This window comes from Streptomyces sp. NPDC001156, from assembly GCF_053598275.1.
This window is the reverse complement of sequence record NZ_JBSFJX010000070.1, coordinates 1-20,200: the sequence shown is the minus strand read 5'-3', so window position 1 is coordinate 20,200 and position 20,200 is coordinate 1. Positions and strand designations below refer to the sequence as shown.

The following is a 20,200-nucleotide window of genomic DNA, read 5'->3' as shown; positions in this document are numbered from 1 at the left end:
CCTCCGTGCCGGCGCTCGAACCGGACGGGGCCGGAGATCGCCTGAAAAGCGGATGGTCGCTGCGTCCAGTCGGGGGCTTGACACGGAATTCTCGCGGAGGGGCGAACCTCGAAAGCGCCTCCACCTGAAACCCGGCTCGGTATTTCTGAGCTCTTTTCGGCCGGGGTGGGGCTCCGGTGGTCGCGGTGGCGGTGGATGCGCGCCTGAGTCAGGCTGAGAGGGTTACAGCCTGGCAGGGCCGTTGGTATGCCTGAGAGAGGCGGGTTGGCGGGTCCGGTGCCATGCCACCGACCTCTGAATCCTGCGGGGCAATCCGGCGAAGAACGGGGGTAGTAGCTCATGCCCGCCCCAGAATCCCGATCCACCGGTGCGGAGATCACGCCCGGGGCGCCCGCCTGGAAGACGGCGCTCACGTCCCTGTTGGACATCCAGCCGCCGTCCGTCCCGGAGCGGCCCCAGGTGATGACCGCGCTCGTGCAGTTCCCGCCGGGTGATCCCGGAACCCCTCCACACCGGCATTCGGGGCCGGTGTTCGGCTACATGGTGGAGGGGGAGATGCTTTTCGAACTGGAGGGTGAGCCCGAGCGCGTCATTCGCGCGGGAGAGGCGTTCTGGGAGCCTGGCGGCGACGTGATCCACTACCAGGACGGCAACAACCGCCGGGACATCTGGAGCCGCTTCGTGGTCGTGATGATGATGGTGCCGGGGCAGCCCATGCTCACGCTCGTGGACGAGGAGGAGCTGGCCGACCGACGGCATCTGCGCGCGCCCCGTTCCGGCTGATGCCGACTCCCCTCACGCGCTGGTGTCCCTCGCGTGGCGAAGGAGCCACTTCATGAAAATCGCGGTCATCGGCGGCACTGGTTTCGTGGGGTCCCGGCTCGTGGACAGGCTGAGGGCCGTCGACCACGAGGTCGCCGCGCACGGCAGGTCCAGCGGACTCGACCTCCAGTCGGGAGAAGGACTGCAGGAGGCGCTCGGGTCGGCCGACATCGTCGTGGACACCATTGACGCGCCCGGCTTCGACGGGACGGCGTCCGCGTTCTTCCGCGTCACCACGGAAAAACTCCTGCAAGCCGCCGAGCGGGCAGGCATCGGGCACATCGTCCTGCTGTCGATCGTCGGCATCGACCGTGTCCCCGACGTCGAGTACTACAGGGCCAAGGCCCTTCAGGAGGCCCTTGTAGTGGAAGGCCCCATTCCGTACTCGATCGTGCGCGCCACCCAGTTCATGGAGTTCATCGACAAGATCCTGGGGTTGGGAGCTGTTCGGTTTCGGATGTGCAGGAGTGTGCGTGCGTGTGCACGAGCCTGTACTTGTTCGTGGTGGTGCAGCGCGCACGGCGCATGGCGGGCACTGTCAGTGCCGGCCGGTAGCGTTCTTCCTGTTGCTGATCACGTGTGGGGGAGGGGGGTGCATCGATGCGTGGTGGGTCGCTGCGTACGATCGCTGTCCCCTTCGTGGCCGTCGGCCCGTCGGGCGTGGCGATCCGCACCCGCATCAAGGGCCTCACGCCGGACGACGAGCAGGTGTTACGTGTGGTCGGCGCGCATCTGGGGTCGCTGGCCTCGAGGGATCTCAAACGCCGGTGCGCCGAGGGCCTGGAGCACTCCGCGGATACGTGGGCCAGGCGCAAGCGGGCCCTGACGCAGGAGTCTTCGTCGCGGTGGGCTGGTTCGATCACGAAGGCCACCCACGATCAGTGGGCGCTGGCCAGGCGTGCCCAACTCGCGCACATCCGCAGCCTTGAGGCCGGCATCAAGACGATCACCCACCGGTTGTCGCTGCCGGTGGGCGAGAGGGGCACGAAGCGGGCCCCGGGCGGATACCGCACCCGCCAGGAGTGGTTCCACAAGACCCGGCGGTTGCGTCTGCTGGAGGATCGGCTGGAGCGGGAGCGGGCCGATCACGAGGTGGGGCGGGTGCGGGTGGTGCGGGGCGGTAAACGCCTGCTCCACACCCGACACCACCTCGACGCGGCGCAGCTCACCGAGCACGCATGGCGACAGCGCTGGGAAGCATCGCGCTGGTTCCTGCAGGCGGACGGCGAATCGGGCAAGCGGTTCGGGAACGAGACGATCCGCGTCACCCCGGAGGGCGAAGTCTCCCTCAAGCTCCCCGTCCCGCTGGCGCACCTGGCCAACGCCCCGCACGGCCGGTACGTCCTCGCCTCGACCGTGGTCTTCCACCACCGCAGCGAGGAGTGGGCCGACCGCATCACCACGAACCGGTCCGTGGCCTACCGCATCCACTACGACACAGACCGCTGCCGCTGGTACCTCACCGCCTCGTGGACGATCCCGCCGGTCACCACCGTCCCCCTGTCCCAGGCCCGCGCGGGCGGTGTGATCGGTGTCGACACCAACGCCGACCATCTGGCCGCCTGGCGGCTGGACGCCCACGGCAACCCGTGCGGCGGGCCGCGCCGGTTCTTCTACGACCTGTCCGGCACCGCGGACCACCGGGATGCCCAGGTACGGCATGCACTGATCCGGCTCCTGCACTGGGCCAAACGCCACGGGGTGTCGATCGCGATCGAAGACCTCGACTTCGCCGCGGACAAGGCCCGGGAGAAGCACGGCCGCCAGAAGCGGTTTCGGCGGTTGATCTCCGGCATGCCCGTGTCCAAGCTGCGGGCCCGGCTCGTCAGCATGGCGGCCGAACTCGGCATCACCGTCATCGCCGTGGACCCGGCCTACACCAGCAGGTGGGGCGCCCAGCACTGGCTGGGGCCCCTCACCCACACGACCAGGAAAACCAGCCGTCACGATGCCGCGAGCATCGCGATCGGCAGGCGCGCCCTGGGGCACCGCATCCGGCGACGGACGGCACCGCCCCCACACGACCAGAGCGATCGTGCGGGGCATCGGACCGCCCAGGCCGGACACGGCACCCGCGGGCGTGAGGGAACCCGCCCCCGCATCCTTGGACCACGGACACGATCCGTGTCGCCGGACGCGGCGCGAACGCGGGAGACCAGTGCATCCACCACCGTTCGGGATGCGCCAGTTGACCAGGACTGGGTACAAGACTCACTCCTGCTCACTGACTAGGAACGGTGGACCAGCGACGGCAGCACCGTCCGCCTGCCCACCACCCGGCTGCAACCGGTCGCGGTGGCGGAGGCCGTCGACACGCTCGCCGATGTCGCCACCGGGCCGCCGCTGAACGGCACGATCAGCGTCGCCGGCCCCGATGTCTTTCCCCTCGACGAGCTCGGTCGACTGACCTTGCGAGTGCGGGACGACCGTCGCAGCGTCGTCACCGACGAGTCCGCGGGTCTGTTCGCAGCCGTCCCGACGGAAGCGATCATCGCTCCTGCCGATGCGCGCATCGGCAGGATCCGCTACACGGACTGGCTGGGATGACGCCGCACGGAGCAGGACTCAAGACGAGCGGTTCTCAGCGCTGCCCGGTCGCCATGCGCTGCCGCACGGCCTCGTAGGTGAAGAGGGCGGCCGACACCGCCACGTTGAGCGAGTCCACCTGACCGAACATCGGGATCTTGGCCTTGGTGTGACGGCCCGCGAGCCACTGGTCCGACAGTCCGTACTTCTCGCTGCCCATCAGGATCGCCGTGGGCCCGGTCATGTCGACGTCCGCCATCAGGACGTCGGTGTCCGGCGTCGTCGCGACGACGTTCACCGAGTGCGCGGCCAGCCAGTGCACGACCTCCTCCGAGTCGGCCGAAGCGATCGGGACGGCGAACACCGTGCCCTTGCTGGCGCGGATCACATTGGGATTGCCCCAGTCGGTCACGGGGTTGGCGGAGATGACGGCGGTCACTCCCGCCGCGTCCGCGGTGCGCAGCATCGAGCCGAGGTTGCCGGGCTTCTCGACGCTCTCGCAGATGAGGAACAGGGCCCGTTCGTCGACCTCGATGCGGGAGAGGTCGGTCTCGATGTCCGGGACGACGGCGAGCCAGCCGTCCGGGCCCTCCCGGTAGGCGGCCTTGTCGAAGGCCTGCCGGCTCAGGCTGAACAGGGCGGCCCCGCGTTCGGCCGCGCGAGCAAGGACGTTCCGCGGGTCGGACTCGCCGGTCAGTGCCGGGCAGTAGTACAGCTCACGGGGACGGACGCCGGCCCGCAGGGCGAGATCCAGTTCCTCATAGCCCTCGACGAGGGTCACTCCGGAGCTCTGCCTGTTCCGTCGGCGACGGAGGGCGGCGAGTTCCTTCACATGAGGGTTGCTCGGGCTGGAGATTTCCTTGGGCGAACCAACCCGCGGGATGGACGGCATCGGCGGTGGGAATCACGGCGCCTTTCCGGCCCCGATCCTCCGCCCCCTTTCTCGTGTTTCTGTGCATTGCGCGCGGTCGTGGCCAGGTTACCCGGTCCGGGACGGCCGGCCGGGGGGACGAAGCGGGGGGCTCAGGGGTGCGCGTGACGGGGCCTGGTGGGTGGTGTGGGGGTGCTGCCGGGTGGTGTTGGGACCGGTGGTGGGCGTGGGTGGCGCGTCGGGGCAACCAGTCGGTAAATCATCCAGAGCACTGAGAACCAGAGACCTTCAGGCGTCCTCTTAGTGAACGGTTAGCATCACGTCACTGTCGTCGGCCGGGATGGGGTGGGTGTCGTGTCGCAGGCGGAGCAGGAGCCCGGCCTCCGTATCGCTGTCGCCGTCGTGACCATGGGGAACCGGCCCGCCGAGATCGACGCCCTCCTCACCTCGGTCGCCAAGCAGGACCTGGCCCCCTCCCGCATCGTCGTCGTCGGGAACGGCTGCCCCCTGCCCGAGTTCGCCGAGCGTCTCGGACTGCCGGGAGAGGTGACGTGCGTCGAGGAGGAGGAGAACCTCGGCTGCCCGGGCGGCCGCAATGTGGCCCTCGCCCGGCTGCGGGAGTTCGGGGACGTCGACGTCGTGGTGGAGCTCGACGACGACGGGCTGCTGATCGACGCCGACGTGCTGCGGCGGGTGAGGGATCTGTACGCCGCCGATCCGGCGCTCGGCATCGTCGGATTCCGTATCGCCGACGAGCACGGCGAGACCCAGCAGCGCCACGTGCCGCGGGTCGGTGCCGCCGACCCCTTGCGTGGTGGACCGGTGACCGCCTTCCTCGGCGGCGCGCACGCGCTGTCCATGGCGATGCTCGCCGAGACCGGCGACTGGCCCGCGGAGTTCTTCTTCGCCCACGAGGAGACGGATCTCGCGTGGCGGGCCCTCGACTCCGGCTGGACCGTGCTCTACGCACCGCAGTTGCTGCTCCGGCACCCGAGGACCTCACCTGCCCGGCACGCCATCTACTACCGGGTGACGGCGCGCAACCGCGTGTGGCTCGTACGACGCAGGCTGCCCCTCCCGCTCATCCCCGTCCACCTGGGCGTGTGGATCGCCGTCACCCTCCTGCGGACGCGATCGGTCGGCGGGCTGAAGGCCTGGTTCGGCGGGTTCGTCGAGGGGCTGCGGACCTCGCCCGGTGAGCGGCGGCCCATGCGGTGGCACACGGTGTGGCGACTCACCAGGCTCGGCCGACCGCCGGTCATCTAGCCCGCGGCGCGGTCGGACGACGGAGGACCCACCGCCGGAGCCTGGAGATCGGTGAGCGGATCGGTTACGTCATCGTCCGCCACTCCGCGCACTGCAACATCGGCTTCGCCCATCTCACGCTGGGCGAACCAGAAGCCGCCCTGCCGCACTTCGAGGAGAGCCTGCGCATCCTCGGCGGGCACGGCCACTGGCAGGGCGAGTCGCAGTCGCGGCTCGGGCTGGTGTGGGCGCTGCCCGGACCGGGGCGACGCCGGCCTGGCCGCGCAGGATTGCGAAACTGCTGTGGTGCCTCATCATTTGTCGCGGTGACCGGTATACCGAGGGTCTCGCCCGTCACCAGCGGGGTCTGTTCCACCGGGCGGACGGCGACATCGAGGAGGCCCGCCGGCAGTGGGAGTCCGCCTTCTCGGCCATGAAGGGAACGGACAGCCCAGTGGCCGGTGAGCTGAGGGACCTGCTGGCGCGGGGGGTGAGCCGGGACTGCGTCAGAAGTGCGGCGCGGGTCTCGTGCCCTCCGTCGGCCGCGTACACACCGTCACTTGGCGTCCGCGTAGCACTCGACCACGGCCGTCGTGAACGGAATGCGCACCGGTGTCTCGCCGAACGTCAGCCGCATCGCCAGGTCCGAGGCCTCCTGGATCGCCGCTACCACCGTGTCCGCCTCCTGTGCCGGACAGTGCACGATCACTTCGTCGTGCTGGAAGAAGACCAGCTCGGCGGCGAGATCCGCACAGGAGCGGCGCAGCGCGGCGAGCATCAGCAGGGCCCAGTCGGCCGCACTGCCCTGCACGACGAAGTTGCGCGCGAAACGGCCCCGGGCGCGGGAGTTGGTGGAGGCGTACCCGGGCATCCACGGGTGTCCTTCCCCGGACGCCTCCGCCGGGCCGTCCTCCTGCGGAATGCCCGCCTCCTCCGTCGCGTCCTCCGACGTCCCGGCGGCGGGCGGGGACGTACGGCCGAGCCAGGTCCGCACCAGCCGGCCCTCCTCGCCCGCACGGGCCGCGTCGTCCACGTACGCCACGGCGCTGGGGAAGCGGCGGCGCAGCGCGGCCAGGTTCTTCAGGCCGTCGCCGGACGTCTGGCCGTAGATCGCGCCGAGCACGGCCAGCTTGGCCTGGCCCCGGTCGCCGGAGAAGGCCCGGTCCGACACCGACTGGTAGAGGTCGGCCTCACGACCGGCGACCTCCATGAACGCCGGGTCGCGCGAGATCGCGGCCAGGATGCGCGGTTCCATCTGGGCGGCGTCGGCGACGACCAGCCGCCAGCCGGGGTCGGCGACGACGGCACGCCGGATGACCTTGGGGATCTGCAGGGCCCCGCCGCCGTTGGTGACCCAGCGGCCGGTGACCGTGCCGGCCGGCAGGTACTCGGGCCGGAAGCGGCCGTCGCGTACCCAGTCCTGCAGCCAGGACCAGCCGTGGGCGACCCAGATGCGGTACAGCCTCTTGTACTCCAGCAGGGGCTTCACGGCGGGGTGGTCGACGGACTCGATCTCCCAGCGGCGGGTGGAGCGCACCTTGATCCCGGCCTGCGCGAACGCCTTGACGACGTCGGCGGGCAGGTCGGGTCTGACACGGCGGCCGAAGGCGGCCGACACCTCGTCGGCCAGCTCGGCCAGCCGCCGGGGCTCGCCGCCGCCCGCGTACCGCTCGCCGAGCAGTTCGTGCAGTAGGTCGCGGTGGACGTCCGCGCTCCACGGCAGCCCCGACCGGTTCATCTCGGAGGCCACCAGCATTCCGGCCGACTCGGCGGCGGTGAGCAGGCGCATCCGGTCCGGGTGCGCGGTGGCCCCGTGCCGGCGCTGCTGATCCGCGTACACCTCGACGAGGTCGCGGAGCGGAACGTGGACGGGTCTCGGCTCGAACAGGGAGGACTGCGAGCCGGGCTCGGCGGAGCGCGACGGGGGATCGGGCGGTACGGGGCCGCCGCGCAGCCGGGCCAGCGCGGCGGCGGTGGACCGGGGCTCGCCGAAGCGTCCCTCGTGGCCCAGGAGGAGGGTCTCGGCGGCCTCGACGTCGTAACACCGGTCGACCCGCACCCCCGTGGCGAGCAGACGCGGCTGGACGTCGGCGGTGGACCGCCACACCCACCGGGTGACCTCGGGCCGTGCCCGGACGGCCTCCCCGAGATCCTCCTCCCTGACCACGGGCCCGGCGAGCAGCCCGTCCGGGCCGAGTGCGGCGACCTCCACGCCACCGTCCTCGGCCGGAGCGAGAGCCCAGCGCCCGGTCATGCTGCGAGTCTGGCAGGAGGGTCTGACAACGGGCCGGGACGAGCCGTCCGAGCGGCTCAGCTGTTCTCTTCGAGCTTCTTGCGGATCTTGTCGAGCTCCTTCACCACATGCGCTTCGGTCGCCGCCTTGCCGACGCCGAGGCGGCTCAGCGGGCCCACGCCGTTCTCCTGCTCGAGGAGCGCGAGGAGGATGTGCTCGGTGCCGATGTAGTTGTGGCCGAGGCGGAGCGCCTCGCGGAAGGTGAGCTCGAGGGCCTTCTTCGCGGCGGGGGAGTAGGGCAGGAGCTCCGGCGCGTTCTCATTACGGGGCGGGAGCGCCGCGGCCGCCGCCTCGCGCACAGAATCCAGGGAGACGCCCTGAGCGGTGATCGCCTTGGCCGCGAGCGCCTCCGGCTCGGTGAGCAGCCCGAGGACGATGTGGTCGGGGACGGTTTCCGCGTTGCCCGCGGCCTTCGCCGCGTTGTGCGCGGCCATCACCACGTTGCGGGCGCGCGGGGTGTAGCGGCTGAACCCCTGGCTGGGGTCGAGGTCCGCGGACTCCTTGGGTACGAAGCGCTTCTGGGCCGCCTGCCGGGTCACGCCCATGCTCTTGCCGATGTCGGTCCAGGACGCGCCCGAACGCCGGGCCTGGTCCACGAAGTGGCCGATCAGATGGTCGGCCACGTCGCCGAGGTGCTCCGCCGCGATCACCGCGTCCTGGAGCTGGTCGAGTGCGTCGGTGTGGACCTTCTTGATGGCTTCGATCAGGTCGTCGAGACGCAGGTTCGCTGTGTACGGCTTCTCCGTCATGTGTCAACCGTAAGTTGACACCCACCCACTGTCAACTCGAAGTTGACACCTGGCGCGCGTGTCCGTGCCACGATCGGACGCGTGAGTACGACGACCACCGTGGACCGCGCCTTCCGGGCCGCCCTCTACGAAGACACCGACGCGGCGCTCGACACCGGCGCCTCGCTGCTCGCCGCCGACCCCGCGGCCGACGCCGAACTCGCCCGGCGAGGCGAGCAGTTCGTCGCCGCGGCCTGGCGCCGCGGCTGGCAGCCCACCGACGTCGTACGCATCGTGCGCCGCGAACTGGACGACCTTCACGTGCGCCTGGTGTCGGCGCTGATCGTCGAGGAGGCGGGCGAACGGCCGACCCCCGGTCCCCGCTGGGCCGCCCAGCTCCAGGACCTCGACCCGGAACGTCCACGGGCCGCCGACCGCTTCTCGTACGCCACCGCCGTCCTCGAGCTCTACCGCCTGCTCCTGCGCCTGCCGGCCCTCGAATCGCTCGACCTGCCGCGGCAGCCGGCCGGACCGCAGCAGCCGGAGTCCCGCATGCTCACCCGGATCCGCGCCCTGCTCGCCAAGGCCGAGGCGACCGGCTATCCCGAGGAGGCGGAGGCGCTCAGTGCCAAGGCGCAGGAGCTGATGGCGCGGTACAGCATCGACGAGGCGCTGCTCGCCGCCCGTACGCACACCAGGGACGCGCCCGGCGCCTGCCGGATCGGCGTCGACGCGCCGTACGAGACGGCCAAGGCGGTCCTCCTGGACGCGGTGGCGACCGCGAACCGCTGCCGCGCGGTGTGGCACGAGGCCCTGGGCTTCTCCACGGTCATCGGCTTCGAACCCGACCTCGGGGCGGTCGAGCTCCTCTACACCTCGCTGCTGGTGCAGGCCACCACGGCGATGACGAAGGCCGAGGCGGCGCAGCGCAAGGGCGGGCGGAAGCGAACGAAGACGTTCCGGCAGTCGTTCCTGGCCGCGTACGCGCACCGCATCGGCGACCGGCTGCGGACCGTGGCCGAGGGGCAGGTCGCGCAGAGCGAGGGCGATCTGCTGCCGGTGCTCGCGGCCCGGGACGTGGCCGTCGCGGACCGCATGGAGCAGATGTTCCCCGCCACGGTCACCACCCGGCTGCGCGGGGCCGGCGACGTGGCCGGATGGGAGCAGGGGACCGCGGCCGCCGACCGGGCCCAGGTCACAGGGCGGCCCCGGCTCCCCTGAGCGAAGGGATCAGTCCCCCGCGACCTGGACGGGGCTCACGGAGGCGTCCGGGGTGTTCGGGCTCTTGAGCGCCACATCGCCGTACGACCACGGGTAGCTCCCGGCATCGGCGGCGCCCGGCACGGTGATCTTCACCGTCCTCATCGGAGCGCTGAGTGAGCCGCCGTCGCCGCGGACGTACGTGATGGTGAAGGTCGCCGCCTCACCCTTCTGCAGCGTCACCTTGGCCGGCTTGGCGCCCTGCTCCTCCGCGACGTCCCAGGCGGACTTGCCGTCCTTGAGCTCGATACCGGGGAAGCCCTCGAAGGTGCACTTCTCCGTGTCGTTGTTGGTGATGGTGACCGGGACGTTGCCGGTGTCGCCGGCGCTGGTGGCCGCGTTGCCGGGGCCGACCTTGACGGCGATCCGGCAGCCCGCGGTGTCCTTGCCGCCGTCGCCGCTCGCGCTGTCGCAGGCGGTCAGGGCGAGGGCCGCGGTGAGGGCGGTGAGGGCGAGGGGGACGTGGAACGTGCGCATCAGGGTCCTCTGGCTCGTGACGGTGTCCATGGATCATCACGCAAGTGCGCGGCGGTGCGTCGCGCGCCCCCGTAATGCCCCGGGCGCCATGGCTGCGGATGTCACGATGATCCGGCTTTATCCCATGTGTGAAGGAGGGATGTGCCGGCTGCCGGCGCCGCAGGAGGCCTATCAGGGTGCGGACACCGTGCGGCGTTCAGAGGAAACGGAGGGGCGTACGGACCACGGGGGCGGGGCGTGCGTCGCGCGAGGGGGCCCAGGGATTGCCGGGCGAGGTCAGGAGCCCAGGCCCGCCGTCGGCAGTCCGCTCGGGAGGCTGCCGCCCTCGGCCTTGGCGTAGGTCTCCGTCCCGACGCCGCCCTCCCAGGTCACCTTCATACTCGCGGAGTTCACGGAGTCGACCATCCCGGTCCGGCGGTTCTTGCTGCCGTCCGTGCACGTGAGGTGGATCATCTGCGTTCCCGCCTTCTCGCCCGCGGTCCCGCTGCACACGGTGCCGCCCGTGGCGAAAAGCCCGGCCTGCTTGCCGGTGATCACCAGTGCCACCGCCTTGCCGCCGGTCGTGGCGAGCCAACTGCCCTCCAGCTTGCCGGCCTTGGCGCCCGGCGTACCGGCGTTGCCGGTGTCCGCCGGGGACGCGGACGCGTTCGGTGTGGAGGTCGCACCGTTCGCCGAATCGCTGCCCCCGGAGTCGCCGCTGCAGCCCGTCAGTGCGAGCGCGGCCACAAGACCCGCGGCGGCCACCGCGATGCGCGCCTGCGGACGCGTGACATGGGTCGCTGTCACTGAGGTCTCCCAAGGTTGCCGATGAGGTCGTCATGGAGACGGCCGCAGCAAGCTACCAGGAGGTCTTGTGAAGGCCCGGGAGGGGAGCGGCGTGCGCTTGCTCACGCGGACCGGCGCGCAAGAGGCCGAAGGTACGGAAGTGACCGTGCACCGGGCAGCCCACGCTGTCCCCGTCGCGGACTCGGGTGGCACTCGGGTCGTGCGGCTGCCTGCGCAGTTCCCGTCGGGCGGCGGATGATCTTCTCCGGTTCGGTTCGCCGCTCGGGACACCGAGTGATGCCCTCTCGGTACCTCTCGTTCTTCGCGATCTCTGCCTTTCTTCGCCGAATCGACCCCTCGCCCCCCTCGGGTCTTCACGTCACGGGCGCGCACGCTCCGCAATACACGTAGGAGATTCCCTACGCTTGACGAGTAGGGAATCCCCTACCTATCTTGGCGGCATGACCGTCACACACGCCTCATTCGTCACCCTTCCCGTCACCGACCAGGACCGTGCGCTGCGCTTCTACACGGACGCCCTCGGCTTCGAGGTCACCGCCGACCTGGACCTGCCGCAGGGGCGGTGGCTCCAGGTCGCGCCCAAGGGCGCACAGACCGTCTTCACGCTCTCCGGCCCCGGGATGGGCGATTTCGAACCCGGCTCGACCCGGGGGATCATGTTGGTCACGACCGATGTCGATGCCGACTGCGCGCGGCTGGCCGAGGCGGGGGTGTCCGTGCAGGGCCCGGACGACCTCCCCTGGGGCCGGATGGCGTCCTTCCAGGACCCCGACGGCAACGGTCTGATGCTGCTGACGGAGGCTCACGGATAGGAAGAACCGGTATGACCACGACCGGGGCCGGGGCGGACACCGCCGCCGAGGACCGCGTCTTCGCCGCCCTCGCCAACGCCACGCGCCGCGAGGTGCTGCGCCTGCTGCGTGAGGACGGGCCGCAGCCGGTCCAGGCCCTGGCCGACCGTTTCGACATGCGCCGGCCGAGCCTCTCGGAGCACCTCAGGGTGCTCCGGGAGGCCGGACTCGTCTCCGAGCAGCGTTCCGGCCGGCAGCGCATCTACCGCCTCGAGGCGGCGCCGCTGGCCGAGGTGCAGGACTGGCTCCATCCGTACGAGCGGTTCTGGCGGGAGCGACTGCGCGGGCTCGGCGAGCTGCTCGACCGCATGCCCGACGATGACCGGCCATGAGCACTGCACCCGACGACGACCTCACCACGATCCGCGTCGACCAGTTCCTGCCGCATCCGCCGGGCAAGGTCTGGCGCGCCCTGACCGAGCCCGAGTTGCTCGCCCAGTGGCAGATGCCCGGCTCCGAGAACTTCCGGCTCGAGGTCGGCCACCGCTACACGATGACCTCGGTGCCCCGGCCGAACACCAACTTCTCCGGCACCCTCGACGTGCGGGTTCTCGCGTTCGAACCCGAGCGGATGCTGCGCGTCCGGTGGGCCGACGCCGATCCCGCCAATCCCGCGGACTGGACCATCACATGGACGTTGGAACAGGAAGGCCGCGGTACGCGTCTCTTCCTAGTGCATGAAGGGTTCGACCCGGACGACCCGGCACAGATGAGGGCGCGGACGATCATGGACGGGGGCTGGAGGTCGCATGTTGTGCGAGCTCTGGGGCAGACGCTTGACCGGCTGTAGTCAGTCGGCGGCCAGGCTGTAGTCAAGGGACTGTAAAAGCTGTAATCGCAGGAACACCCCGCGTGCACGTGCATCTGCCCAAGCATCTGCATGTGAACGGAGTTATGATCCGGAGCAGTTGACCGCTGCATCAATGGCCACACCAGCCAATGCACGACCGGGGAGCGACCTGTGGACCACGACGTGTACGACGTGGACGACGTGTACAACGGCATGGCTGCGACCGAGCTGCATCATGTGGCCTGGCAGAAGAGCCAGCACAGCAACTCGCAGGGGTCATGCGTGGAGTTCGCCCGGCTTCCGGGCGGGGAAGTGGCGGTGCGCAACTCCCGCTTCCCCGACGGGCCCGCGCTGGTCTACACCCGCGCGGAGATCGAGGCGATGCTCCTGGGCATCAAGGACGGCGAGTTCGACCATCTGATCGCCTGACCCACGCGGTCGGGGCCCTGGTCGGGCTCCGCCGGCCATCGACTATCCGCGCCCCGCGGCGCGTTGACGCACCGCGGGTTGCGACACGCGTAGATCGGTGGCCCAAAAAAGCCGTACGGCGTCATTCCGCGCGCGCGGACATGGACGGCAGCCGGAACAGCGCCCAGACCACCTTCCCGCTCAGCGTGCCCGCCAGCGGGTGCCAGCCCCAGCTGTCGGCGAACGAGTCGACCAGGAACAGCCCGCGGCCCGACTCCGCCGAGAAGTCCTCGGAGTCACCCGCGACCGGGCTGTCGTGGCTGGGGTCGCGCACGGCGCAGACCAGGCGGGAGGTCCAGCGCATCAGATGCAGCCGCACGGCCGCTTCCTGGTCGCACGTGCGCGAGGCGGGCGAGGGCAGCGCATGCCGCAGGGCGTTGGTCACGAGCTCGGAGACCACCAGGCAGACGTCGTCGAGGTGTTCGGCGACATCCCACTGGCCGAGAGTTCTGCGGGTGAACTGCCGTGCCTCACGGACCGCTTCGAGACGGGCCGGCAGGGCGCAGGAGGCGGCACTGGACACGGCCGCGGGGTCGAGCGGCGGAAGTCCCTGCCGTAAGGGCTCGAGCATGGTCGATCCATTCGTCCCCATGCGAGGCACTCCCGGGTGTTCGCGGTCGTGGCAATGCAGCGGTGGCGCGGGACCATGGTTTCGGATGAGCCAGGCAGATGCAAGGGCAGATGCACGTGCACGCGCCGGAATTGGACGTCCCCGTACCGCTTTCTGTTTATTTCTTCTGTCACTTTCTTCCCGCTTGCTTGCCTCTTCCTGATCTCTCTCGGTGTCTCAGCTTTGACTGCTTTCCATTTCTGTAACCGTACGAGTACTGCTCGAAGTGTTTTAGTGGCAGACTGCGCGGTCGGAAGGACGGTTGGGGAGGCTGACGAACGTGAGCGCTGGGGACTCGAGTGGGTCGGTGGTGCGGCGCATTCTGCTGGGATCCCATCTCAGGCGCCTGCGGGAGGCGCGCGGCATCACCAGGGAGCAAGCCGGCTACTCGATCCGGGCCTCGGAGTCGAAGATCAGCCGCATGGAGTTGGGACGGGTGAGCTTCAAGACACGGGATGTCGAGGATCTGCTGACGTTGTACGGGATCACCGACGAGGCCGAGCGCACATCCCTGCTCTCCCTGGCGAAGGAGGCCAATGTCGCCGGGTGGTGGCACAGCTACTCCGACGTCCTGCCCAGCTGGTTCCCCACCTACGTCGGGCTGGAGGGGGCGGCGCACCTGATCCGCTCGTACGAGGTCCAGTTCGTGCACGGGCTGCTGCAGACCGAGGCGTACGCGCACGCGGTCGTCGCCCGGGGCATGAAGGGCGCGAGCGCCGCGGACATCGACCGCCGGGTGGCGCTGCGCCTGGAGCGGCAGAAGTACCTCGTGGCGGAGAACGCCCCAGAGTTCCATGTCGTGCTCGACGAGGCGGCCCTGCGGCGCCCGTACGGGAACCGGCAGGTGATGCGCGACCAGCTCCAGCATCTGATCGAGATCTCGGAGCGCCCCAACGTACGGCTTCAGGTCATGCCGTTCAGCCTCGGCGGGCACTCCGGCGAGAGCGGTTCGTTCACCATCCTGAGCTTCCCCGAGTCCGACCTGTCGGACGTCGTGTATCTGGAGCAACTCACCAGCGCCCTGTACCTGGACAAACGCGAGGACGTCGCCCAGTACGAGGGCGCGATGAAGCAGTTGCAGCAGGACAGCCCGGGACCCGGCGAGAGCCGCGATCTGCTGCGGGGGCTGCTCCAGCTTTCCTGAGAGTCCTCGTGGAGTATCCCGAGGCTTCCCCCAACTCCCTTTAAACACAAGTACGATGACGCGTGATCAAAGAACGACGTGATCGCACGTGCGAACGGGTGTCTGCTTCGGCTGCAAGGGATTGAGGGGTCACATGTCGTCCTACTTCACCGATCTGTCCCAGCAGTACATCGGCGGGGAGTGGCGTCCGGGTACGGGCTCCTGGGACATCATCGACTTCGACCCGTACGACGGCGAGAAGCTGGCGTCGATCACGATCGCCACGGTCGACGAGGTGGACGAGGCCTACCGGGCCGCCGCGGCAGCCCAGCGGGCCTGGGCCGCCACCAACCCCTACGCCCGCCGCGCGGTGTTCGAGAAGGCGCTCAGGCTCATAGAGGACCGCGAGACCGAGATCAGCGACGCGATCATCGCGGAGCTGGGCGGCACGCGCCTGAAGGCCGCCTTCGAGCTGCACCTCGCCAAGGAGTTCCTGCGCGAGTCGATCCAGCTGGCGCTGCGTCCCGAGGGCAAGATCCTGCCGTCGCCGATCGACGGCAAGGAGAACCGGCTCTACCGCGTGCCGGTCGGCGTCGTCGGTGTGATCAGCCCCTTCAACTTCCCGTTCCTGCTGTCGATCAAGTCCGTCGCCCCGGCGCTCGCGCTCGGCAACGGTGTCGTTCTCAAGCCGCACCAGAACACACCGATCGTCGGTGGTTCCCTGGTCGCGAAGATCTTCGAGGAGGCGGGCCTCCCGGGTGGTCTGCTGAACGTCGTGATCACGGACATAGCGGAGATAGGCGACGCCTTCATCGAGCACCCGATCCCGAAGGTCATCTCCTTCACGGGTTCCGACAAGGTGGGCCGGCACGTCGCGACCGTCTGTGCCTCGCTGTTCAAGCGCTCCGTCCTCGAACTCGGCGGCAACAGCGCGCTCGTGGTCCTGGACGACGCGGACGTCGACTACGCCGTCGACGCGGCCGTCTTCAGCCGGTACGTGCACCAGGGCCAGGTCTGCATGGCCGCCAACCGCGTCCTGGTGGACCGCTCGCTGCAGGCGGAGTTCACCGAGAAGTTCGTCGCCAAGGTGAAGTCCCTCAAGGTCGGCGACCCGCGCGACCCGCAGACCGTCATCGGCCCGGTGATCAACTCCTCCCAGGCGGAGGCCCTCTCGGGCGCGGTCGAGCAGGCCATCGCCGAGGGCGCGACCGCGCTGGTGCACGGCGCGACCACCGGCAACCTCGTCGAACCCTCCGTCCTGACGGATGTCCCCGCCGACTCGGCCCTCCTCCAGCAGGAGATCTTCGGCCCGGTCGCCTTCCTGATCCCGTTCGACGGTGAGGAGGAGGCCGTGCGCATGGTCAACGACACTCCGTACGGCCTCAGCGGCGCGGTCCACACCGGCGACATCGAGCGCGGCGTCAACTTCGCCAAGCAGATCGACACGGGCATGTTCCATGTGAACGACGGCACCGTCCACGACGAGCCGCTCGTCCCGTTCGGCGGCGAGAAGCACTCGGGCGTCGGCCGCCTGAACGGCGAGACGACCCTGGAGTCGTTCACCACGCTGAAGTGGATCTCGGTCCAGCACGGCCGCAGCGGTTTCCCGTTCTGATTTTCGTCCGCTCCTCCCGGCCCTTGCGGACAGAAACTGACCGCAAGGGTCCGTAGCTTCGTGGGTGTCAGGCAGGGACGAACTGCCGGAACCCACGAAAGGCGGACGGTCATGGTCACTCACGTGCGCGCCGAGGCGCAGGGCGACGAGCGCGGAGCGCTGCTCTCCTTCCTCGAGGAGCAGCGCGGCGGCATCCGCCGGGCCCTGCTCGGCCTGACCGAGGAACAGGCGGCGAGCCGGCCGAGCGCCAGTGAGCTGTCGCTCTCAGGCCTGCTCAAGCATGTCGCCGAGGTCGAGCAGAGCTGGATCGCGCGGGCCAAGGGCGAGCAGCCGGCGGTCAAGCGGACGGAGGCCAACTGGCACGAGTGCTTCCGCCTCATCGGTGACGAGACGGTCGAGTCGCAGCTCGCGTACTGGCAGAAGGTCGCGGACGAGACCGAGGCGTTCATCCGTTCGGCGCCGAGCCTCGACGACACGTTCCCGCTGCCGAACGAACCGTGGTTCCCGCCGGACGAGCGGGTCTCGACGCGCTGGGTACTGCTCCACCTGATCCGTGAGACCGCCCGGCACGCCGGCCACGCCGACATCATCCGGGAGTCCCTGGACGGCAAGACGGCCTTCGAGCTGGTGGCCGTCGAACGGGGCACGTCCTGGGGCTGACCCCGAGCGCCGTGCGCCGGGTCCCCGTCCCATGACACCACCGGCCGTCCTCGCCCCGCGCGGGGACGGCCGGTGCCGGACGTCAGTGGTGGAAGCTGGTGGCCTTCTGCTTGTCCCGGGTCAACGGGTGCGGTTGCCGCCGTAGCCCGGGCAGCAGGCGGCTGAGGTCCTCCAGGAACAGATCGGCGAGGTCCGTCGAGAAGCCGTTGCGGCACACGATCCGCAGGACGGAGAGGTCCTCGCGATTGGCGGGGAAGGTGTACGCGGGCACCAGCCAGCCGGACTCGCGCAGGCGCCGGGAGACGTCGAAGACGTCGTACTCCTGCACATCCGGCGCGGTGGTGAAGGCGAAGACCGGCAACTGGTTTCCCCGGGTGAGGAGGCGGAAGTCGCCGAGCGCCTCCACCCGCTCGGCAAGTCCCTCCGCCACGGTCCGGGTGGCCTGCTGGACCGCTCGGTATCCGTCCTGGCCGAGCCGCAGGAACGTGTAGTACTGGGCGACGACCTGGGCCCCGGGCCGGGAGAAGTTGAGCGCGAAGGTCGGCATGTCGCCGCCCAGGTAGTTGACCCGGAAGACGAGTTCCTCGGGGAGCGCGTCCGAGTCGCGCCACAGCGCCCAGCCCACGCCCGGGTAGACCAGCCCGTACTTGTGCCCGGAGGTGTTGATCGACGCCACCCGCGGCAGCCGGAAATCCCACACCAGATCCTCGTCGAGGAAGGGCGCGATCATCCCCCCGGACGCGCCGTCCACGTGCACCGGGATGTCCAGTCCGGTGCGCTCCTGAAGGTCGTCCAGAGCCGCGCACAGCTCGGCGATCGGCTCGTAGGACCCGTCGAAGGTGGACCCGAGGATGCCCACGACCCCGATCGTGTTCTCGTCGCACAGTTCGGCGGCCGCCTGCGGGTCCAGGTGGTACCGGTCGCCCTCCATGGGCACCTGGCGTGCCTCGACCTCCCAGAAGTTGCAGAACTTCTCCCAGCAGACCTGCACGTTCACGCCCATGACCAGGTTCGGCCGCGCGTCCCTGGAGGGGTAGCGGTCCGCGTTGCGCTGGGCCCAGCGCCGCTTCAGGGCCATTCCGGCGAGCATGCACGCCTCGCTCGAACCGGTCGTCGAACAGCCCACAGCGGACTCCGGGTTCGGCGCGTGCCACAGCTGGGCGAGCATGGCCACGCAGCGGCGCTCCAGCTCCGCGGTGCGCGGGTACTCGTCCTTGTCGATCATGTTCTTGTCGCGGCACTCCGCCATCAGCCGGTCGGCCTGGTCCTCCATCCACGTGGTGACGAACGTGGCGAGGTTGAGCCGGGAGTTGCCGTCCAGCATCAGTTCGTCGTGGACCAGTTGATAGGCGACCGAGGGCGGCAGCGGCCCGTCGGGCAGCCGGTGCCGAGGCGGTGCCTGGGTCATCTCGACGACCGGGTTCGCCTCCCCGAAGAAGGGGTTCAACGGCATAGGGCGTTCGTCGGGCTTCCCCGGGCCGGTGTGGAGCGGCATGGTGTCTCGTCTCCCATCGCGAAGTTGACGCGCGTCTACTGGTTCATCGGGTGTGGAGGTGCTGCTGGTTCCTCGGAACGGCGAAGTTTGCCGATCCATGGGTTCCCCGGCCCGGGCCGCTTCATGGATCACCTCGCCCGTTCATCGGATCGGACCGGTTCGGCGGTTCACCGGATCGCGGCCCCGTCCGCCCGCAGACGCATCTGGGGGCGGCCCGTCACCAGGAGCCAGGCGGGGAGGGACGCGATGCACAGCAGGGCCAGGATCGACCGGTCGGGCGCCGGCATCGCGGCCGTGAACAGGCTCAGCCGGCCGTGCCGGGTGACCACGGGCTGGACGCCCAGCACCCCCGCGGCGACTCCGAGCGCCGACTGCACGGCGGGTACGAGGGCGTGCGCGCACAGCCAGAGCGCGGCGCCGATGAACACCGGCAGACTGGCGCCGATGCCGACGGCCGGCGCGGGGAGGACCAGCGGCAAGCAGTCCCCGCGCGGGGGTCGCCGGCGTGCCGGCCTCCTGCTGCGCGGTGTGCTGGGCCACGGGCTCACCATAAGCGGGCAAAACTGGCATAACGCCCGTGGCGGGCGGACATCCGGAGGCACGCCGCGGCCCGCGGAGGAATGCCGCTTGCACCTCACGCGACGTGAGGCCGCAGCCTGAGGTGCGTACCCAGAAGGGAGCGGAAGTGAGCTACTCGGTGGGCCAGGTGGCCGGTTTCGCCGGCGTGACCGTGCGCACGCTGCACCACTACGACGAGATCGGGCTGCTCGTGCCCAGTGAGCGCACGCATGCCGGTCACCGGCGCTACGGCGACGCGGACCTCGACCGGCTGCAGCAGATCCTGTTCTACCGGGAACTCGGCTTTCCGCTCGACGAGGTCGCCGCCCTGCTCGACGACCCGGACGCGGACCCGCGTGCGCATCTGCGCCGCCAGCACGAACTGCTGACCGCCCGGATCGAGAAGCTGCAGAAGATGGCGGCGGCCGTGGAGCACGCCATGGAGGCACGAAAGATGGGCATCAACCTCACGCCCGAGGAGAGGTTCGAGGTGTTCGGGGACAAGGACCCCGAGCAGTACGCCGAGGAGGCGGAGCAGCGCTGGGGTGGCACCGAGGCGTACGCCGAGTCGCAGCGTCGCGCCGCCCGCTACACCAAGGACGACTGGAAGCGCATGCAGGCCGAGGTCACCGCCTGGGGCGAGCGCTACGGCGCCCTGATGGCCGCCGGTGAACCGCCGACCGGGGAGGCGGCCATGGACCTGGCCGAGGAGCACCGGCAGCACATCTGCACGTGGTTCTATGAGTGCCCGTACGAGATGCACCGGGGTCTCGCCGAGATGTACGTGGCCGACGAGCGTTTCAAGGCGTACTACGAATCCATGCGTCCGGGGCTCGCCGAGCACCTCAAGGAGGCGATTCTCGCGAACGCCGCCCGGCACTCCTCCTAAGAGTCATCCCGTGATGGGATGCCGTCCGACCAGTTCCCGTTCGGGAGTGCCACGCCTGTGGGTGGGGCGTTCCCTACTGGGGCGGCTGTTCCGACGTGGGCCTTGTGCCGCTCGCGCGCGGGTCGGGTCTCAT

The 20,200-nt window shown here is 69.9% G+C and carries 22 protein-coding genes and 2 pseudogenes; 14 read left to right on the top strand and 10 right to left on the bottom strand.

The window, feature by feature from the left end; all coding sequences use genetic code 11:
- The first annotated feature begins 339 nt into the window (after window positions 1-339).
- The 4 genes and pseudogenes from ACWDA7_RS27920 (at window position 340) to ACWDA7_RS27905 (ending at window position 3,369) form a co-directional block, all read left to right on the top strand.
- Window positions 340-783, top strand: coding sequence for a cupin domain-containing protein (locus tag ACWDA7_RS27920; RefSeq protein ID WP_450607359.1), 444 nt, complete (start codon window positions 340-342; stop codon window positions 781-783).
- A gap of 52 nt (window positions 784-835) precedes the next feature.
- Window positions 836-1,219, top strand: a pseudogene (locus ACWDA7_RS27915) (SDR family oxidoreductase); the annotation flags it as partial.
- Between the two features lie 203 nt (window positions 1,220-1,422).
- Window positions 1,423-3,054 carry an IS200/IS605 family accessory protein TnpB-related protein gene (locus ACWDA7_RS27910; protein ID WP_450607358.1) on the top strand — a complete coding sequence of 544 codons (1,632 nt, stop codon included), beginning with the start codon at window positions 1,423-1,425 and terminating at the stop codon, window positions 3,052-3,054.
- A gap of 63 nt (window positions 3,055-3,117) precedes the next feature.
- On the top strand, window positions 3,118-3,369 hold the full coding sequence (locus ACWDA7_RS27905; protein WP_450607356.1) for a hypothetical protein: 252 nt from the start codon (window positions 3,118-3,120) through the stop codon (window positions 3,367-3,369).
- 34 nt (window positions 3,370-3,403) lie between these two features.
- Here ACWDA7_RS27905 and ACWDA7_RS27900 read toward each other — a convergent pair whose 3' ends face one another.
- Complete coding sequence (locus tag ACWDA7_RS27900) at window positions 3,404-4,240, bottom strand: TrmH family RNA methyltransferase (RefSeq protein WP_450607354.1); 837 nt, start codon at window positions 4,238-4,240, stop codon at window positions 3,404-3,406.
- A 333-nt stretch (window positions 4,241-4,573) separates the two neighbouring features.
- Between ACWDA7_RS27900 and ACWDA7_RS27895 the strand changes: the two genes are divergently transcribed.
- Entirely contained in the window at window positions 4,574-5,485 is a 912-nt protein-coding gene (locus ACWDA7_RS27895) for a glycosyltransferase family 2 protein (protein WP_450607352.1), read from the top strand.
- Here ACWDA7_RS27895 and ACWDA7_RS27890 read toward each other — a convergent pair.
- From ACWDA7_RS27890 to ACWDA7_RS27880, 3 genes are all read right to left on the bottom strand, one after another.
- Complete coding sequence (locus tag ACWDA7_RS27890) at window positions 5,482-5,667, bottom strand: hypothetical protein (protein WP_450607350.1); 186 nt, start codon at window positions 5,665-5,667, stop codon at window positions 5,482-5,484. The genes ACWDA7_RS27895 and ACWDA7_RS27890 overlap by 4 nt on opposite strands.
- A gap of 353 nt (window positions 5,668-6,020) precedes the next feature.
- A complete protein-coding gene (locus ACWDA7_RS27885) occupies window positions 6,021-7,718 on the bottom strand; it encodes a bifunctional 3'-5' exonuclease/DNA polymerase (RefSeq protein ID WP_450607348.1) in 1,698 nt (565 codons plus the stop codon).
- 56 nt (window positions 7,719-7,774) lie between these two features.
- Entirely contained in the window at window positions 7,775-8,506 is a 732-nt protein-coding gene (locus ACWDA7_RS27880) for a Clp protease N-terminal domain-containing protein (RefSeq protein WP_450607346.1), read from the bottom strand.
- Window positions 8,507-8,587: 81 nt separating this feature from the next.
- On the opposite strand from ACWDA7_RS27880, the gene ACWDA7_RS27875 reads away from it, so the two are divergent.
- Entirely contained in the window at window positions 8,588-9,706 is a 1,119-nt protein-coding gene (locus ACWDA7_RS27875) for a DUF2786 domain-containing protein (protein WP_450607345.1), read from the top strand.
- A 9-nt stretch (window positions 9,707-9,715) separates the two neighbouring features.
- On the opposite strand, the gene ACWDA7_RS27870 is transcribed toward ACWDA7_RS27875, so the two are convergent.
- The 3 genes from ACWDA7_RS27870 to ACWDA7_RS27860 form a co-directional block, all read right to left on the bottom strand.
- Window positions 9,716-10,252, bottom strand: a complete 537-nt coding sequence (locus ACWDA7_RS27870; RefSeq protein WP_450607343.1) for a DUF4232 domain-containing protein — start codon at window positions 10,250-10,252, stop codon at window positions 9,716-9,718.
- A gap of 246 nt (window positions 10,253-10,498) precedes the next feature.
- Complete coding sequence (locus ACWDA7_RS27865; RefSeq protein ID WP_450607341.1) at window positions 10,499-11,008, bottom strand: hypothetical protein; 510 nt, start codon at window positions 11,006-11,008, stop codon at window positions 10,499-10,501.
- A 52-nt stretch (window positions 11,009-11,060) separates the two neighbouring features.
- Window positions 11,061-11,225, bottom strand: a complete 165-nt coding sequence (locus ACWDA7_RS27860; protein WP_450607410.1) for a hypothetical protein — start codon at window positions 11,223-11,225, stop codon at window positions 11,061-11,063.
- A 223-nt stretch (window positions 11,226-11,448) separates the two neighbouring features.
- Here ACWDA7_RS27860 and ACWDA7_RS27855 point away from each other — a divergent pair, with 223 nt between their 5' ends.
- The 4 genes from ACWDA7_RS27855 to ACWDA7_RS27840 all read left to right on the top strand — a co-directional run bounded on the left by ACWDA7_RS27855 (window position 11,449) and on the right by ACWDA7_RS27840 (window position 13,078).
- Complete coding sequence (locus ACWDA7_RS27855; protein WP_450607339.1) at window positions 11,449-11,820, top strand: VOC family protein; 372 nt, start codon at window positions 11,449-11,451, stop codon at window positions 11,818-11,820.
- Window positions 11,821-11,831: 11 nt separating this feature from the next.
- Window positions 11,832-12,191: an ArsR/SmtB family transcription factor gene (locus ACWDA7_RS27850; protein ID WP_450607337.1), complete on the top strand. Its 360-nt coding sequence runs from the start codon at window positions 11,832-11,834 to the stop codon at window positions 12,189-12,191.
- Window positions 12,188-12,649, top strand: a complete 462-nt coding sequence (locus ACWDA7_RS27845; RefSeq protein ID WP_450607335.1) for an SRPBCC family protein — start codon at window positions 12,188-12,190, stop codon at window positions 12,647-12,649. The genes ACWDA7_RS27850 and ACWDA7_RS27845 overlap by 4 nt, the downstream gene beginning before the upstream one ends.
- A 171-nt stretch (window positions 12,650-12,820) precedes the next feature.
- Entirely contained in the window at window positions 12,821-13,078 is a 258-nt protein-coding gene (locus ACWDA7_RS27840; RefSeq protein WP_450607333.1) for a DUF397 domain-containing protein, read from the top strand.
- 121 nt (window positions 13,079-13,199) lie between these two features.
- Here ACWDA7_RS27840 and ACWDA7_RS27835 read toward each other — a convergent pair whose 3' ends face one another.
- Window positions 13,200-13,688 carry an ATP-binding protein gene (locus ACWDA7_RS27835; RefSeq protein WP_450607331.1) on the bottom strand — a complete coding sequence of 163 codons (489 nt, stop codon included), beginning with the start codon at window positions 13,686-13,688 and terminating at the stop codon, window positions 13,200-13,202.
- 346 nt (window positions 13,689-14,034) lie between these two features.
- Here ACWDA7_RS27835 and ACWDA7_RS27830 point away from each other — a divergent pair, with 346 nt between their 5' ends.
- The 3 genes from ACWDA7_RS27830 (at window position 14,035) to ACWDA7_RS27820 (ending at window position 17,125) form a co-directional block, all read left to right on the top strand.
- The gene (locus tag ACWDA7_RS27830; protein ID WP_450607408.1) at window positions 14,035-14,871 is read left to right on the top strand and encodes a helix-turn-helix domain-containing protein; all 837 of its coding nucleotides are present in this window, start codon (window positions 14,035-14,037) and stop codon (window positions 14,869-14,871) included.
- A 133-nt stretch (window positions 14,872-15,004) separates the two neighbouring features.
- Complete coding sequence (locus tag ACWDA7_RS27825; RefSeq protein WP_450607329.1) at window positions 15,005-16,465, top strand: aldehyde dehydrogenase family protein; 1,461 nt, start codon at window positions 15,005-15,007, stop codon at window positions 16,463-16,465.
- 111 nt (window positions 16,466-16,576) lie between these two features.
- Window positions 16,577-17,125, top strand: a complete 549-nt coding sequence (locus ACWDA7_RS27820; protein ID WP_450607327.1) for a DinB family protein — start codon at window positions 16,577-16,579, stop codon at window positions 17,123-17,125.
- Window positions 17,126-17,207: 82 nt separating this feature from the next.
- On the opposite strand, the gene ACWDA7_RS27815 is transcribed toward ACWDA7_RS27820, so the two are convergent.
- Window positions 17,208-18,620, bottom strand: a complete 1,413-nt coding sequence (locus ACWDA7_RS27815; RefSeq protein WP_450607325.1) for a glutamate decarboxylase — start codon at window positions 18,618-18,620, stop codon at window positions 17,208-17,210.
- Window positions 18,621-18,787: 167 nt separating this feature from the next.
- Window positions 18,788-19,048: pseudogene (locus ACWDA7_RS27810) on the bottom strand (ion channel protein); the annotation flags it as partial.
- A gap of 257 nt (window positions 19,049-19,305) precedes the next feature.
- On the opposite strand from ACWDA7_RS27810, the gene ACWDA7_RS27805 reads away from it, so the two are divergent.
- Window positions 19,306-20,067: a MerR family transcriptional regulator gene (locus tag ACWDA7_RS27805; protein ID WP_450607323.1), complete on the top strand. Its 762-nt coding sequence runs from the start codon at window positions 19,306-19,308 to the stop codon at window positions 20,065-20,067.
- Window positions 20,068-20,200: the final 133 nt, after the last annotated feature.